This is a genomic window from Pseudomonas canadensis (assembly GCF_000503215.1).
Classification (GTDB): Bacteria; Pseudomonadota; Gammaproteobacteria; order Pseudomonadales; family Pseudomonadaceae; genus Aquipseudomonas; species Aquipseudomonas canadensis.
Map to the genome: position 1 here is coordinate 1 of NZ_KI628540.1, position 15,951 is coordinate 15,951.

Genomic DNA, 15,951 nt, shown 5'->3' on the forward strand with positions numbered 1-15,951 from the left:
GTCAGACTGATAGTCAACAAGATTATCAGCATCACAAGTTACTCCGCGAGAAATCAAAGATGTAACCAACGATTGCTGAGCCAAGTTTAGGGTTTCTTAAAAACCCAAAGATGTTTGAACTGAAGAGTTTGATCATGGCTCAGATTGAACGCTGGCGGCAGGCCTAACACATGCAAGTCGAGCGGTAGAGAGAAGCTTGCTTCTCTTGAGAGCGGCGGACGGGTGAGTAATGCCTAGGAATCTGCCTGGTAGTGGGGGATAACGTTCGGAAACGAACGCTAATACCGCATACGTCCTACGGGAGAAAGCAGGGGACCTTCGGGCCTTGCGCTATCAGATGAGCCTAGGTCGGATTAGCTAGTTGGTGAGGTAATGGCTCACCAAGGCGACGATCCGTAACTGGTCTGAGAGGATGATCAGTCACACTGGAACTGAGACACGGTCCAGACTCCTACGGGAGGCAGCAGTGGGGAATATTGGACAATGGGCGAAAGCCTGATCCAGCCATGCCGCGTGTGTGAAGAAGGTCTTCGGATTGTAAAGCACTTTAAGTTGGGAGGAAGGGCATTAACCTAATACGTTAGTGTTTTGACGTTACCGACAGAATAAGCACCGGCTAACTCTGTGCCAGCAGCCGCGGTAATACAGAGGGTGCAAGCGTTAATCGGAATTACTGGGCGTAAAGCGCGCGTAGGTGGTTTGTTAAGTTGGATGTGAAATCCCCGGGCTCAACCTGGGAACTGCATTCAAAACTGACTGACTAGAGTATGGTAGAGGGTGGTGGAATTTCCTGTGTAGCGGTGAAATGCGTAGATATAGGAAGGAACACCAGTGGCGAAGGCGACCACCTGGACTAATACTGACACTGAGGTGCGAAAGCGTGGGGAGCAAACAGGATTAGATACCCTGGTAGTCCACGCCGTAAACGATGTCAACTAGCCGTTGGAAGCCTTGAGCTTTTAGTGGCGCAGCTAACGCATTAAGTTGACCGCCTGGGGAGTACGGCCGCAAGGTTAAAACTCAAATGAATTGACGGGGGCCCGCACAAGCGGTGGAGCATGTGGTTTAATTCGAAGCAACGCGAAGAACCTTACCAGGCCTTGACATCCAATGAACTTTCTAGAGATAGATTGGTGCCTTCGGGAACATTGAGACAGGTGCTGCATGGCTGTCGTCAGCTCGTGTCGTGAGATGTTGGGTTAAGTCCCGTAACGAGCGCAACCCTTGTCCTTAGTTACCAGCACGTAATGGTGGGCACTCTAAGGAGACTGCCGGTGACAAACCGGAGGAAGGTGGGGATGACGTCAAGTCATCATGGCCCTTACGGCCTGGGCTACACACGTGCTACAATGGTCGGTACAGAGGGTTGCCAAGCCGCGAGGTGGAGCTAATCCCATAAAACCGATCGTAGTCCGGATCGCAGTCTGCAACTCGACTGCGTGAAGTCGGAATCGCTAGTAATCGCGAATCAGAATGTCGCGGTGAATACGTTCCCGGGCCTTGTACACACCGCCCGTCACACCATGGGAGTGGGTTGCACCAGAAGTAGCTAGTCTAACCTTCGGGAGGACGGTTACCACGGTGTGATTCATGACTGGGGTGAAGTCGTAACAAGGTAGCCGTAGGGGAACCTGCGGCTGGATCACCTCCTTAATCGACGACATCAGCTGCTCCATAAGTTCCCACACGAATTGCTTGATTCATGCGTTTGTAAAAGTGCAGAGCTAACTATTCGAATCGAATAATTAGCTCTGATCTTTTTCAGAACCGTTCTTTAAAAATTTGGGTATGTGATAGAAAGATAGACTGAACGTTACTTTCACTGGTAACGGATCAGGCTAAGGTAAAATTTGTGAGTTCTCTTAACTGAGAAATTCGAATTTTCGGCGAATGTCGTCTTCACAGTATAACCAGATTGCTTGGGGTTATATGGTCAAGTGAAGAAGCGCATACGGTGGATGCCTTGGCAGTCAGAGGCGATGAAAGACGTGGTAGCCTGCGAAAAGCTTCGGGGAGTCGGCAAACAGACTTTGATCCGGAGATGTCTGAATGGGGGAACCCAGCCATCATAAGATGGTTATCTTGTACTGAATACATAGGTGCAAGAGGCGAACCAGGGGAACTGAAACATCTAAGTACCCTGAGGAAAAGAAATCAACCGAGATTCCCTTAGTAGTGGCGAGCGAACGGGGACTAGCCCTTAAGTGGCTTTGAGATTAGCGGAACGCTCTGGAAAGTGCGGCCATAGTGGGTGATAGCCCTGTACGCGAAAATCTCTTAGTCATGAAATCGAGTAGGACGGAGCACGAGAAACTTTGTCTGAATATGGGGGGACCATCCTCCAAGGCTAAATACTACTGACTGACCGATAGTGAACTAGTACCGTGAGGGAAAGGCGAAAAGAACCCCGGAGAGGGGAGTGAAATAGATCCTGAAACCGTATGCGTACAAGCAGTGGGAGCCCACTTTGTTGGGTGACTGCGTACCTTTTGTATAATGGGTCAGCGACTTATTTTCAGTGGCGAGCTTAACCGAATAGGGGAGGCGTAGCGAAAGCGAGTCTTAATAGGGCGTCTAGTCGCTGGGAATAGACCCGAAACCGGGCGATCTATCCATGGGCAGGTTGAAGGTTGGGTAACACTAACTGGAGGACCGAACCGACTACCGTTGAAAAGTTAGCGGATGACCTGTGGATCGGAGTGAAAGGCTAATCAAGCTCGGAGATAGCTGGTTCTCCTCGAAAGCTATTTAGGTAGCGCCTCATGTATCACTGTAGGGGGTAGAGCACTGTTTCGGCTAGGGGGTCATCCCGACTTACCAAACCGATGCAAACTCCGAATACCTACAAGTGCCGAGCATGGGAGACACACGGCGGGTGCTAACGTCCGTCGTGAAAAGGGAAACAACCCAGACCGTCAGCTAAGGTCCCAAAGTTATGGTTAAGTGGGAAACGATGTGGGAAGGCTTAGACAGCTAGGAGGTTGGCTTAGAAGCAGCCACCCTTTAAAGAAAGCGTAATAGCTCACTAGTCGAGTCGGCCTGCGCGGAAGATGTAACGGGGCTCAAACCATACACCGAAGCTACGGGTATCACGTAAGTGATGCGGTAGAGGAGCGTTCTGTAAGCCTGTGAAGGTGAGTTGAGAAGCTTGCTGGAGGTATCAGAAGTGCGAATGCTGACATGAGTAACGACAATGGGTGTGAAAAACACCCACGCCGAAAGACCAAGGTTTCCTGCGCAACGTTAATCGACGCAGGGTTAGTCGGTCCCTAAGGCGAGGCTGAAAAGCGTAGTCGATGGAAAACAGGTTAATATTCCTGTACTTCTGGTTATTGCGATGGAGGGACGGAGAAGGCTAGGCCAGCTTGGCGTTGGTTGTCCAAGTTTAAGGTGGTAGGCTGGAATCTTAGGTAAATCCGGGATTCTAAGGCCGAGAGCTGATGACGAGTTAACTTTTAGTTAACGAAGTGGTTGATGCCATGCTTCCAAGAAAAGCTTCTAAGCTTCAGGTAACCAGGAACCGTACCCCAAACCGACACAGGTGGTTGGGTAGAGAATACCAAGGCGCTTGAGAGAACTCGGGTGAAGGAACTAGGCAAAATGGCACCGTAACTTCGGGAGAAGGTGCGCCGGTGAGGGTGAAGGACTTGCTCCGTAAGCTCATGCCGGTCGAAGATACCAGGCCGCTGCGACTGTTTATTAAAAACACAGCACTCTGCAAACACGAAAGTGGACGTATAGGGTGTGACGCCTGCCCGGTGCCGGAAGGTTAATTGATGGGGTTAGCTAACGCGAAGCTCTTGATCGAAGCCCCGGTAAACGGCGGCCGTAACTATAACGGTCCTAAGGTAGCGAAATTCCTTGTCGGGTAAGTTCCGACCTGCACGAATGGCGTAACGATGGCGGCGCTGTCTCCACCCGAGACTCAGTGAAATTGAAATCGCTGTGAAGATGCAGTGTATCCGCGGCTAGACGGAAAGACCCCGTGAACCTTTACTATAGCTTTGCACTGGACTTTGAATTTGCTTGTGTAGGATAGGTGGGAGGCTTTGAAGCGTGGACGCCAGTCTGCGTGGAGCCAACCTTGAAATACCACCCTGGCAACTTTGAGGTTCTAACTCAGGTCCGTTATCCGGATCGAGGACAGTGTATGGTGGGTAGTTTGACTGGGGCGGTCTCCTCCTAAAGAGTAACGGAGGAGTACGAAGGTGCGCTCAGACCGGTCGGAAATCGGTCGTAGAGTATAAAGGCAAAAGCGCGCTTGACTGCGAGACAGACACGTCGAGCAGGTACGAAAGTAGGTCTTAGTGATCCGGTGGTTCTGTATGGAAGGGCCATCGCTCAACGGATAAAAGGTACTCCGGGGATAACAGGCTGATACCGCCCAAGAGTTCATATCGACGGCGGTGTTTGGCACCTCGATGTCGGCTCATCACATCCTGGGGCTGAAGCCGGTCCCAAGGGTATGGCTGTTCGCCATTTAAAGTGGTACGCGAGCTGGGTTTAGAACGTCGTGAGACAGTTCGGTCCCTATCTGCCGTGGACGTTTGAGATTTGAGAGGGGCTGCTCCTAGTACGAGAGGACCGGAGTGGACGAACCTCTGGTGTTCCGGTTGTCACGCCAGTGGCATTGCCGGGTAGCTATGTTCGGAATAGATAACCGCTGAAAGCATCTAAGCGGGAAACTAGCCTCAAGATGAGATCTCACTGGAACCTTGAGTTCCCTGAAGGGCCGTCGAAGACTACGACGTTGATAGGTTGGGTGTGTAAGCGCTGTGAGGCGTTGAGCTAACCAATACTAATTGCCCGTGAGGCTTGACCATATAACACCCAAGCAATTTGACTACTCTAACGAGCATCAGATTGCGGTGTGTGAAGACGAAAATGAACCGAAAGTTCGACGCTCACAAAACACCGAAAGCTGTCACATACCCAATTTGCTGAAGCGAGGCATAAGCCACGATTCAGTACCCGAATTTCTTGACGACCATAGAGCATTGGAACCACCTGATCCCATCCCGAACTCAGNTTGACCATATAACACCCAAGCAATTTGACTACTCTAACGAGCATCAGATTGCGGTGTGTGAAGACGAAAATGAACCGAAAGTTCGACGCTCACAAAACACCGAAAGCTGTCACATACCCAATTTGCTGAAGCGAGGCATAAGCCACGACTCAGTACCCGAATTTCTTGACGACCATAGAGCATTGGAACCACCTGATCCCATCCCGAACTCAGTAGTGAAACGATGCATCGCCGATGGTAGTGTGGGGTTTCCCCATGTGAGAGTAGGTCATCGTCAAGATTAAATTCCGAAACCCCATTTGCGAAAGCAGATGGGGTTTTGTTTTGGGCGGTCGAAAAGTCAGTCATCGCAAATCAATTCGACAACCCTGTGACTCCTCTGCGCAATTCCTCTCATAAAAACGGCTCATCAGCATGCCGTTCGGGAATTCGATACAAAGTGTTTCCGCATTTTTGGTATGGTGCAGCACATTTTCACAGGGATTGATCTTTCATCCGCAGGACGCGGCGTCGACCTTATTCAACGAGATGCTGTAGAAATGCCTGAACCCATACCGATCAAAGATCACGAAAAAGAGAACCGCCTAGTCAACAAGCGCCTGCTCGCCTGCGCGCTGTTGGTGATCGGCATCACCTGCGCGCTAGTGGGGCGCATGTACTTCCTGCAGGTCGTACAGTTCGACTATCACTCCACGATTTCCGAGAACAACCGTGTCCACGTATTGCCGATCACCCCGACGCGTGGGTTGATCTATGACCGTAACGGCGTGGTACTGGCCGACAACCGCCCCAGCTACAACCTGACCATCACCCGCGAACGCACTACCGACCTCAAGGGGGAGTTGGACGCTATCGTCAGCTTGCTGCACCTGCCTACCGAAGACCGCGCTGTCTTCGACAAGGCGCTGAAACAGGCGCGCCATCCTTTCGTCCCTGTGACCTTGTTTTACGAACTGACCGAAGAGCAGATCGCGCTGCTGGCCGTGAACGAGTTCCGCCTCCCAGGCGTAGACGTAGAACCGCAGTTCGTCCGCCATTACCCGTTGGGCGCTCACTTTGCGCACTCTATCGGTTACGTAGGCCGGATCAACGAGAAGGAATCCAAAGCCCTCGACTCCGTGGAGTACCGCGGTACGCAGTCCATCGGCAAGACCGGTATCGAGCGCTTCTACGAATCCGAGTTGCATGGCCACGTCGGCTATGAAGAGGTCGAGACCAATGCTCAGGGCCGCGTACTGCGCGTACTCAAGCACACCGACCCGATCCCCGGCAAAAACATCGTGCTGAGCCTCGACGTGCACCTTCAGGAAGCGGCAGAAGAAGCCTTGGGTGATCGCCGTGGTTCGGTGGTTGCACTGGACCCGCAAACCGGTGAAGTACTGGCCATGGTCAGCAAGCCAAGTTTCGATCCGAACTTGTTTGTTACCGGTATCAGCTTCAAGGAATACGCCGCGCTGCACGACTCCATCGACCGTCCGCTGTTCAACCGTGTATTACGCGGGCTCTACGCGCCAGGTTCGACCATCAAGCCGGAAGTCGCCATCGCCGGCCTGGACAGTGGTGTTGTCACTGCTCAAACCCGAGTATTCGATCCTGGCTACTACCAGTTGCCGGACTTTGACCACAAATACCGCAACTGGAACCACAGCGGCGACGGTTGGGTGGACATGGACGCGGCCATCATGCGTTCCAACGACACCTACTTTTACGACTTGGCCCACAAGCTGGGCATCGATCGCCTGCACGACTACCTGGCTGAGTTCGGCCTGGGCCAGAAAGTCTCATTGGACATGTTCGAAGAGTCCGCCGGCCTGATGCCTTCCCAGGCCTGGAAGCGCGCCACGCGCCGGCAACCCTGGTTCCCGGGCGAAACCGTGATCCTCGGCATTGGTCAGGGCTACATGCAGGTCACGCCACTGCAACTGGCCCAGGCTACCGCACTGATCGCCAATAAAGGCGTGTGGCACCGACCGCACCTGGCCAAGACCATTAATGGTGTGCCACCCGTGGATGAAAACCCCATGCCCAACGTGGTCCTCAAGGACCCGCGTGACTGGGAACAGGTCAATCACGGCATGCAACTGGTGATGCACGATCCGCGTGGCATCGCCCGCGCTGCCGCACAAGGCGCGCAATACCGCATTGCCGGCAAGAGTGGTACGGCGCAAGTGGTGGCGATCAAGCAAGGTGAGCGCTACAACCGGGAGAAGACCCTGGAACGCCATCGCGACAACGCCCTGTTCGTTGGCTTCGCGCCGGCCGAACACCCGAAGATCGTGATTTCGGTGATGATCGAAAACGGCGAGGCCGGTGGCCGCGTGGCAGGCCCGGTGGTGCGCCAAATCATGGACGCCTGGCTGCTCGACCAGGAAGGCCATCTGAAACCGCAATATGCGACTCCGGCAAAAGCGCCCGGCGACCCCAAGGTGTGATTCAGGCTTTCCACTCGTCCCATTGGTCTACGTCTTCGTAGACCAGCCAAGGCACATCATGGGCGGTCCAGATGTGCGCGGTGGGCCTGACGCCCGGATCGTCATCCAGCGTCGCCACCCGCACAATGACGTGGGGTTGATGCCCTCGCTCCGCCATCAGGTGTGAACCACAGCGCGAGCAGAAATGCCGCAGTTTACCCGGCGACGATTCGAAGGACGCCAGCAACTCCTGGCCCTGTGTCCAGCGAAAGTGTTCACGCATCACGCCTGCCGTCGCCACAAATGCCGCCGCATGCACCTTGCGGCAGCTGTCGCAATGGCAGTGGCTGATGGGCATATCCAGGCTGTCGAGTTGATAGTGCACGGCCTTGCAGAAGCAACTTCCATGGAGCTGTTGAGTCATCGTGATCACCTCGAGGGGAGGGGGACAATTTACCTTTCGCCGACACGCTGCGCATCCGAGATTTCCGGTGAAGTGGCTGCCGGTTGGAACGTATTCGGCGGCTACACCTACCGCGAGTCGTATGCCACCACGCAGATCAACTACACCGGGCCGTGCTACAAGGCGGTCCAGGATTCCTTCGCTGTGGCGGGCCTGTTGGCGAACTACCAGGTGGATGAGCACTTGTCCGTAGGACTGAACGTCAACAATCTGTTCGACAAGAAGTATTACGACGGCATGGGCACGTTCAACTCAGGTTCCTACGGCGAGCTGCGTAACGCGATGGTCAACGCCAAGTGGAAGTTCTGAAGTAAGTCGCAACACCAATGCGTGGCCGAAAGGCTGCGCATTGTTCGATGTCGCCTACTGTCAATGGAGGAGGTGACTTATGCACGTATTGGATCGAATCGAACGAAAAGCCCTGCTCAACGCGTCACGTAGGCAGGTCTGGGAGGCCATCACCGATGCCGAGCAATTCGGCCAATGGTTTGGTATCGCCCTTACAGGCAAAACCTTCGTTGCCGGGCAAAGAATCGAGGCGCCGATCACTTATCCGGGCTACGAACATGTGATCTGGAAGGCCAGGATCGAACGCATCCTGCCGCAAACACTGTTTTCTTTCTGGTGGCATCCCTATGCGGTAGATGAGGATGTCGACTACTACCAGGAAACCCCAACGTTGGTGGAATTCACGATTGAGGATCGGGCGCCGGGTATTCTGCTGCGGGTGGTCGAATCCGGGTTTGATGCCGTGCCTGAGGCACGACGGCAGAAGGCCTTCAAAATGAATTCCCGTGGCTGGGACGAACAGATGGGCAATATCGAAAACTACCTGAGCTAGGCCCGCCAGGCTTGAGGGTAACGGGCATCCTCAATGATGCCCGTCTTTGATTAGTCTCAGCCTTCGTGAGCGGTGGTGATCTCCAGGGTGTCGGTGTAAGTCACCACCACACTCTGCCCGACCTTGAGGTCTTTGAGGCCGGCACGGATTTCCGGTGTCTCAACGTTCAACACCTTCGTCGCACCGGCTGGATTCTGCAGGGTGGCCAGGGCGATTGCCTGGCGCAGGGAACGAGATAACTTCATTCTCAGGACTTCCGTGTGAGAGAAGCCCTGAGTCTAGTGGTGAGCCGGCGATGCGCAAATCTGCCGGCTCACGTTGTTGCCGCCCTGTTAGAAGTCCACGCTGGCCGACAGCTTGGCAACACGTGGATCGCCTTGGCTCAGGAAACCGCCCTGCGCCGATTCCCAGTACTTTTCGTTGGCGACGTTTTCCACGGTGGCGCCGAGGGTGACGTCACGCTGGGCCACCTTGAAGTTGTAGCGCGCGCCTACGTCGAAGCGGTTCCATGCCGGCAGACTCAGGTTGTTCGCGGCGTCGGCGTACTGCCCACCGGTGCGCAACATGCGGCCGTTGAGGGTCACGCCTTGCAGGCCAGGCACATCCCAATCCACGCCGGCATTGAGCTGGAACGAAGGCACGCCGATTGCGCGGTTACCGTCGTTGGCGCCGTTTTGCGTGTCCTTGAGTTCGGTCTTCATGACGGTCACGCCGCCCAGCAAGCGCAGGCCGCTGATCGGTTCGCCGAAGACGTTCAGTTCCACGCCTTTGTTGATTTGCAGGCCTTCGCGGACATAACGCGCTGTCGTTGCATCGATGACTTGAACGTAACCAGCCCCAGGTTGTTCGATACGGTAAACGCCCAGTGTTGCCCCATAGGTGCCCATATCAACCTTGACGCCTGCTTCGATTTGCTTGGAGCGGGCCGGTGCAAAGGGTTGGCCGCCGCCAATCACCGTCCTGCCCCCGGAGTTGACAGGCGACGTCGGGCCTTGGGCCAAACCTTCGATGCGGTTGGCATAGAAGGACACATGCTCCCAAGGCTTGAAGACCAGGCCGTAGACCGGCGTGGTGATCGATTCGTCATAGTTGGCGGTACGCGTGCCGCTCATGTAGTTGTAACCCTGCACCACGATTTGCTGGCGGCGTGCACCGACCGTCACCAACAGGCGGTCATCGAAGAACCCCAGCGTGTCGGACACCGCCGTACTGCGCACAAAGGTCTTGGCGGTGATGGTCGGGTCGCTGAAGTCGGTGCCCGGTGTATTGCGTGGGTTGTTCAGGGCCGGTGGGGCACCGGTCACCGGGTTGTAGATATTGGTTGGGGTGCGTGGGCTGGCGAACACATAAGCGTTGCGCGCCTGGGTCCAGATGCCGGCCAAGCCGAAGTTGAGTCGATGGCTTACAGGGCCGGTCTGGAACTTGCCGTTCAGGCCGCCCATGACGCTGCTGTTGTCTTCTTCATGGGCGATGGTCGAACCGCTGGCGGTGGCATTGCCCAGGTTATCGGTCAGGGTCACCGACGAGTAGCGCCCCATTTCGCGGGTGTGCTTGGCGCCTGCCGCCGCATAGGCCGTCCAGTTATCGTTCAAGTCATACTCGGCGCGCAGCATTCCCAGGGTGTCTTCAAGGTTGGTGCTGCTCCAGCTCGGCGCGTAGTTGGTGTCGGCCGACGGTGCATCCGGGACATGGGTGGCGGTGCCCAGGAAGACCGAATTGCGCCCGCCGTTGATACGCTGCTTCTGGTACACAAAGTCACTCGACAAGCGCAACGCATCGCCACGGTAGTCCAGGCCGACGGCAAACAGCTTCGAGCGCTGGCTTTCATCATCGATACCGGTGTCGCCTTCGCGCTGGGACAGGTTCACCCGTGCGCCAAAACGGTTGTCTTCACCGAAACGCTGGCCAATATCCAAGTGTTCGCCCACCCGCCCATCACTGCTGATATCAGTGCTGAATCGACGCAACGGCACATCATCGGCCCGCTTGGGTTGCAGGTTCACACCGCCGCCGATCCCCGAGCCGCCGGGCGTCACGCCGTTGATGAAGGCATTGGGGCCCTTGAACACTTCCACGCGCTCCAAGGCGTCAGTGGAGATGATCTGTCGCGGCAGGATGCCGTACAAGCCGTTGAAGGAAATGTCGTCGCCATTCAGTGGCAGGCCACGGATCATGAAGGTCTGCGCCTGATTGGCAAACCCCGACGCCTGGCGCACGGACGAGTCGTTGAGTAGCACATCACCGACGGTCTCGGCCTGCTGGTCGCGAATCAGTTTCTCGGTGTAGGAGGCCATGCTGAATGGCACGTCCATGATGTCCTGGTTGCCCAACACACCCAATTGACCTCCGCGTGCCACTTGGCCGCCGGCGTACACCGGGGGTAGGGCGCTTGGTGCGGGGGCGTCGGCATTGATGTTGGTAGCGCCCAGTTCCAGCGTGTTGCCCTCCTGACCGGTGTTCGCATCCTGCGGGGTGGCTGGGGTGGCAGCATGAGCGCTGAGGCTCAGGGAGCAGCACAGGGCGAGCAGGGTCGGGCGAAACGGCACGGCGAATGGGGCGGGCATGGGCGATCCTGACGGCTAACCGTCATGTGTGAGGAAAAGGGCAACGGCGTTGCGCGTCCTCACTGCGCGGATACGACTCCGGTGCAAATGATAGTAATTATTATTAGCGCGATGCAACAAATTTTTACCAACACGGTCTGCGCGCGCGGATGCCGAGTAGAATCACGCCCTGAAAGCGATTCCTGAGGTGCGGTACGGTGGATTTACAGCAGGGTTTTGTCCTGACCCGGCATTGGCGCGATACCCCGGCGGGCACGGAGGTCAGCTTCTGGCTGGCCACCGACCAGGGCCCGAGGTTTATCCGCCTACCCGTGCAGACCTCGGTGATGTTCATCCCCGAGGCCCATCGCAAGCCGCTGGATTGGCTGCTCAAGGGCGAGCGCGATATCGAGTTGCGCCCGTTGCAGCTGTGCGATTTCCATCACCGCCCCGTCCTTGGCCTGTATACCCGCCAGCACCGCCAGGCGATGGATGTGGAAAAACGTCTGCGCGCGGCGGGTGTCGACGTCTACGAAGGCGACGTGCGCCCGCCCGAGCGCTACATGATGGAGCGTTTCATCACGGCGCCGGTGTGGTTTGGCGGCACACCCGACGCCAGCGGTGTGCTCTGCGACGCGCAGATGAAACCCGCGCCCGACTACCGTCCGCCGCTGAAACTGGTGTCCCTCGACATCGAAACCACTGCCCAGGGCGATCTCTACTCTATCGCCCTCGAAGGCTGCGGCGAGCGCCAGGTGTACATGCTTGGCCCGCCGAACAACACCGACGCGGTGGACTTCAAGCTCGACTACTGCGATACCCGTGCCCAACTGCTCGAACGCCTCAACCAATGGCTGGCGCTGCACGACCCCGATGCGATCATCGGCTGGAACGTGGTGCAGTTCGACCTGCGCGTGCTCCACGAACATGCCCAGCGCCTCAACGTGCCGCTCATGCTTGGCCGTGGTGAAGAACCGATGGCCTGGCGCGAACACGGCAGCCGCAACCATTACTTCGCGGCGGCGGCGGGGCGCTTGATCATCGATGGCATCGAAGCCCTGCGTTCGGCCACCTGGAATTTCGAATCCTTCAGCCTGGAAAATGTCGCGCAAACCTTGCTGGGTGAAGGTAAGGACATCTCCACGCCGTACCAGCGCATGGACGAGATCAACCGTATGTTCGCCGAGGACAAGCCCGCCCTGGCGCGCTACAACCTCAAGGACTGCGAGTTGGTCACGCGGATTTTCGAGAAGACCGAACTGCTCAAGTTCCTGCTGGAGCGCGCCAGCGTCACTGGGCTGCCGGCTGACCGCAAAGGTGGCTCCGTCGCCGCGTTCACCCATTTGTACATGCCGCTGATGCACCGCCAGGGCTTCGTCGCGCCGAACCTGGGCGACAAGCCGCCCCAGGCCAGCCCCGGCGGATTTGTCATGGACTCGCGCCCTGGCCTTTACGAATCGGTGTTGGTGCTCGACTACAAAAGCCTCTACCCGTCGATCATCCGCAGTTTCCTGATCGACCCGGTTGGCTTGATCGAAGGCCTCAAACATCCTAACGACAGTGATTCGGTGGAAGGCTTTCGTGGCGCACGGTTTTCCCGCACCCGGCATTGTCTGCCATCCATCGTCGCACGGGTTTCCGAAGGCCGCGAAGTGGCCAAGCGCGAACATAACGCGCCGCTGTCCCAGGCGCTGAAAATCATCATGAACGCCTTCTACGGCGTACTCGGCTCCAGCGGCTGCCGCTTCTTCGATACACGCCTGGCCTCGTCGATCACGATGCGTGGCCACCAGATCATGCGCCAGACCCGCGAACTGGTCGAAGCCCAAGGCTATGAGGTGATCTACGGCGACACCGACTCGACCTTCGTGTGGCTCGGCAGTGCGCATTCCCAAGAGGACGCCAGTCGTATCGGCCAAGCCTTGGTGCAGCACGTCAACGATTGGTGGCGCGAGCACCTGCTCACCGCGCTCGGCCTGCAAAGCGCCCTGGAATTGCAGTACGAAACCCACTTCACCCGCTTCCTCATGCCGACCATCCGTGGTGCGGAAGAGGGCAGCAAGAAGCGCTACGCCGGCCTGGTGGTACGCAGCGATGGCAGCGAGGAAATGGTCTACAAAGGCCTGGAAACCGTGCGCAGCGACTGGTCGCCCCTGGCTCGCAGGTTCCAGCAGGAACTCTACCAGCGCATCTTCCATCGCCAGCCCCACCAGGACTACATCCGCGACTACGTGCGCCGTACCCTCAGCGGCGAGTTCGATGAGTTGCTGATCTACCGCAAACGCCTGCGCCGCCGACTGGACGATTACGAACGCAACGTGCCGCCCCATGTGCGCGCCGCGCGCCTGGCCGATGAGTACAACGATCGCCTGAACCGCCCGCGCCAATACCAGCGCGGCGGCTGGATCAGCTACGTGATCAGCGTCAACGGCCCGGAACCCTTGGAAGTGCGGCAGGCGCCCATCGACTACGACCACTACGTCACCCGGCAATTGCAGCCGGTCGCCGATGCGATCCTGCCGTTCGTGAATGACGATTTCAGCACCCTGGTCGGTGGGCAAATGGGCCTGTTTTAAAACGCTTGATTCGTCAGGGCGCGAGCCTGCACTCTCTGTCTCTGATGACCACCCAGACGGCGCAGCCCCTCATGACCCAACTTACCCTGACCGGCACGACGGTCGAACTCCTGCCCCTGCAAAGGGAACACAAGGCCGCCTTGCTCGAGGCCGCGGCCGATGGCGAACTGTGGAACCTCAAGGTCACCAACGTACCGGGCCCGGACACTGTTGATAAATACATCGACACCGCCCTGGCGGGGCGCGACGCCGGCAGCGTGATCCCCTTCACCCTGGTGCGCCGCGATACCGGCCAAGTGGTCGGCAGCACGCGGTTCTGGAAGGTCGACCGGGTCAATCGCAAGCTGGAGATCGGCCATACCTGGCTGGCGCTGTCCACGCAGAAAAGCGGCATCAATACCGAAGCCAAGCTGCTGTTGCTGACCTACGCTTTCGAAGTGCTCGACTGCGTGCGCGTGCAATTCACCACCGACGAACTCAACGAAAAATCCCGCGCGGCGATCCTGCGGCTCGGCGCCGTGCAGGAAGGCATCGTGCGCCACGAACGCATCATGCCCGATGGCCGCAAGCGCAACTCGGTGCGCTTCAGCATCATCGATTCGGAATGGCCGCAAGTGAAGGCCACCTTGCAGGCCAAACTGCAACGCTAGGAGGAAAAGCCCATGTACACGCTCTATGGCATCGACGAATCCGGCTCCTGCATGATCGAAATTGCCCTGCAGCGCTGTGGGGTGCCGTGGCGACGGGTAGACGCAGCCTCCTGGGCGGAGGGCGAGGGCAGTGACGAATTGGCCCGCATCAACCCGCTCAAACAGGTGCCCACCCTGGTGACCCCGGACGGCCAGGTGCTGACGGAAAGCGCTGCGATCCTGATCCACCTGGGCCTGGAATTTCCCGCCTCCCAGCTCTTGGGCGGCAACCGCGCGCAGATCATTCGCGGGCTGGTGTACATCGCCGCCAATTGCTACTCGGCCATCGGCATCATCGACTACCCGCAACGCTGGCTCGGTAACGTCAACGAAACCGTGCAGGCGCAGCTTGTCACTGGCACCCGCCGCTACCTGCACCAGGCCTGGGTGGTGTTTGCCGATCAGTTTGCCGACCAGTTGTTTGCCGCCAACAATACGCCTAACGCGCTGGGCTTGATGGCGGCTGCAGTGTCGCGCTGGGACGAGGCACGGGAGGCGTTGAACGGCCTGGCGCCGGGCTTTTCCCAGTCACTGGCGCACGTGGATGCCGACCCCCTTGTGGCACCCGTATTTGCTCGGCATTGGCCGCAGTGGAAGGTCTCATGATGTTTCCGCAATCAGTGGAAACAATGACAGTCGCGGCCACCAAACCCTTGCGTAGCGGGCGTCCTGACCTACGCTTTCTTAAAGTGGTGTAGGAATCATCCTTGAATTTGACTGTCGCAGACATGAAACTCAAGAACCCTGCATGGAATTCAAAGGAGGTGCGCATGCTCATCCGGTCGCTGACCCTGGCTACCTTGATGGCTTTTACGGGGCCGCTGTTGGCTGCTGATGATATCAACCCGCTCAAGCAGGACTTGGGCAAGGCCCGGCCGCTGGTGGTGGTGGAGCTTGATGCCGGCAACGACACCTTGGCCAAGGTCAAAAATCAGCTGGACGAGCCTGCGACCAAGCAGTCCTTTGAAGAACGCAGCATGGTGTTCTACACCGTGAAGTTCGGCAGCATCGGTGCTGAAGGCGAGAAATTCGCCAAGGACCCCAAGGACAGCAGGAAACTCACCCCGCCGGAAACCAACGCGCTGATCCGTGCCCTCAAGCTGGGCGCCGGCAGCGGCACCAAAGTGATCCTGGTGGGCAAGGACGGCGAGAAAAAACTCGAGAAGACCGTACCGCCGGATACCCTCGACCTGAAGGCATTCTTCAGCGCCATCGACCAGATGCCGATGGCCGAGAAAGAAGCCGCTGCACCGGCCGAGCCTGAACCCGCTGCCGCACCAGCGGAGAAGCAGGGTGCCAAGGCTGGCGCCAAACCTGGCAAGCCCGCCAAGCATGCAGCGCAGCCATTGGATGACTGACCCTGTACGGGAGCCGGGCAGCCGGCTCCCGTAGCAGAAAC

Annotated in this window: 10 protein-coding genes and 3 rRNA genes; 10 read left to right on the forward strand and 3 right to left on the reverse strand. The window is 57.4% G+C overall.

Annotated features, from left to right (window positions below):
* Positions 1-116 precede the first annotated feature (116 nt).
* The 4 genes from U367_RS0127970 (at position 117) to mrdA (ending at position 7,461) form a co-directional block, all read left to right on the forward strand.
* Positions 117-1,653, forward strand: a 16S ribosomal RNA gene (locus tag U367_RS0127970).
* Between the two features lie 278 nt (positions 1,654-1,931).
* A 23S ribosomal RNA gene (locus U367_RS0127975) occupies positions 1,932-4,823 on the forward strand.
* 370 nt (positions 4,824-5,193) lie between these two features.
* Positions 5,194-5,309 (forward strand): 5S ribosomal RNA (rrf, locus tag U367_RS0127985).
* Together the 16S, 23S and 5S rRNA genes form the textbook arrangement of a ribosomal RNA operon.
* Before the next feature lie 259 nt (positions 5,310-5,568).
* On the forward strand, positions 5,569-7,461 hold the full coding sequence (gene mrdA, locus U367_RS0127990) for a penicillin-binding protein 2 (protein ID WP_028619507.1): 1,893 nt from the start codon (positions 5,569-5,571) through the stop codon (positions 7,459-7,461).
* 1 nt (position 7,462) lies between these two features.
* Here mrdA and U367_RS0127995 read toward each other — a convergent pair whose 3' ends face one another.
* Positions 7,463-7,864: a GFA family protein gene (locus tag U367_RS0127995; RefSeq protein ID WP_028619508.1), complete on the reverse strand. Its 402-nt coding sequence runs from the start codon at positions 7,862-7,864 to the stop codon at positions 7,463-7,465.
* On the opposite strand from U367_RS0127995, the gene U367_RS0128000 reads away from it, so the two are divergent.
* Complete coding sequence (locus U367_RS0128000; protein WP_236639993.1) at positions 7,847-8,212, forward strand: TonB-dependent receptor; 366 nt, start codon at positions 7,847-7,849, stop codon at positions 8,210-8,212. The two genes, U367_RS0127995 and U367_RS0128000, sit on opposite strands and share 18 nt — an antisense overlap.
* Before the next feature lie 79 nt (positions 8,213-8,291).
* Entirely contained in the window at positions 8,292-8,744 is a 453-nt protein-coding gene (locus U367_RS0128005; RefSeq protein ID WP_028619510.1) for an SRPBCC family protein, read from the forward strand.
* 56 nt (positions 8,745-8,800) lie between these two features.
* Here U367_RS0128005 and U367_RS0128010 read toward each other — a convergent pair whose 3' ends face one another.
* Together U367_RS0128010 and U367_RS0128015 are read right to left on the reverse strand one after the other, a co-directional pair.
* Positions 8,801-8,989 (reverse strand): hypothetical protein, encoded by a 189-nt coding sequence (locus U367_RS0128010; RefSeq protein ID WP_028619511.1) that lies wholly within the window; start codon positions 8,987-8,989, stop codon positions 8,801-8,803.
* Positions 8,990-9,076: 87 nt separating this feature from the next.
* Entirely contained in the window at positions 9,077-11,308 is a 2,232-nt protein-coding gene (locus U367_RS0128015; protein ID WP_028619512.1) for a TonB-dependent receptor, read from the reverse strand.
* 197 nt (positions 11,309-11,505) lie between these two features.
* Here U367_RS0128015 and U367_RS0128020 point away from each other — a divergent pair, with 197 nt between their 5' ends.
* From U367_RS0128020 to U367_RS0128035, 4 genes are all read left to right on the forward strand, one after another.
* Complete coding sequence (locus U367_RS0128020; protein ID WP_028619513.1) at positions 11,506-13,863, forward strand: DNA polymerase II; 2,358 nt, start codon at positions 11,506-11,508, stop codon at positions 13,861-13,863.
* 71 nt (positions 13,864-13,934) lie between these two features.
* Positions 13,935-14,513, forward strand: a complete 579-nt coding sequence (locus tag U367_RS0128025) for a GNAT family N-acetyltransferase (protein ID WP_028619514.1) — start codon at positions 13,935-13,937, stop codon at positions 14,511-14,513.
* A 12-nt stretch (positions 14,514-14,525) separates the two neighbouring features.
* Positions 14,526-15,158 carry a glutathione S-transferase N-terminal domain-containing protein gene (locus U367_RS0128030; protein WP_028619515.1) on the forward strand — a complete coding sequence of 211 codons (633 nt, stop codon included), beginning with the start codon at positions 14,526-14,528 and terminating at the stop codon, positions 15,156-15,158.
* Positions 15,159-15,322: 164 nt separating this feature from the next.
* Positions 15,323-15,910 (forward strand): DUF4174 domain-containing protein, encoded by a 588-nt coding sequence (locus tag U367_RS0128035; protein ID WP_028619516.1) that lies wholly within the window; start codon positions 15,323-15,325, stop codon positions 15,908-15,910.
* Positions 15,911-15,951: the final 41 nt, after the last annotated feature.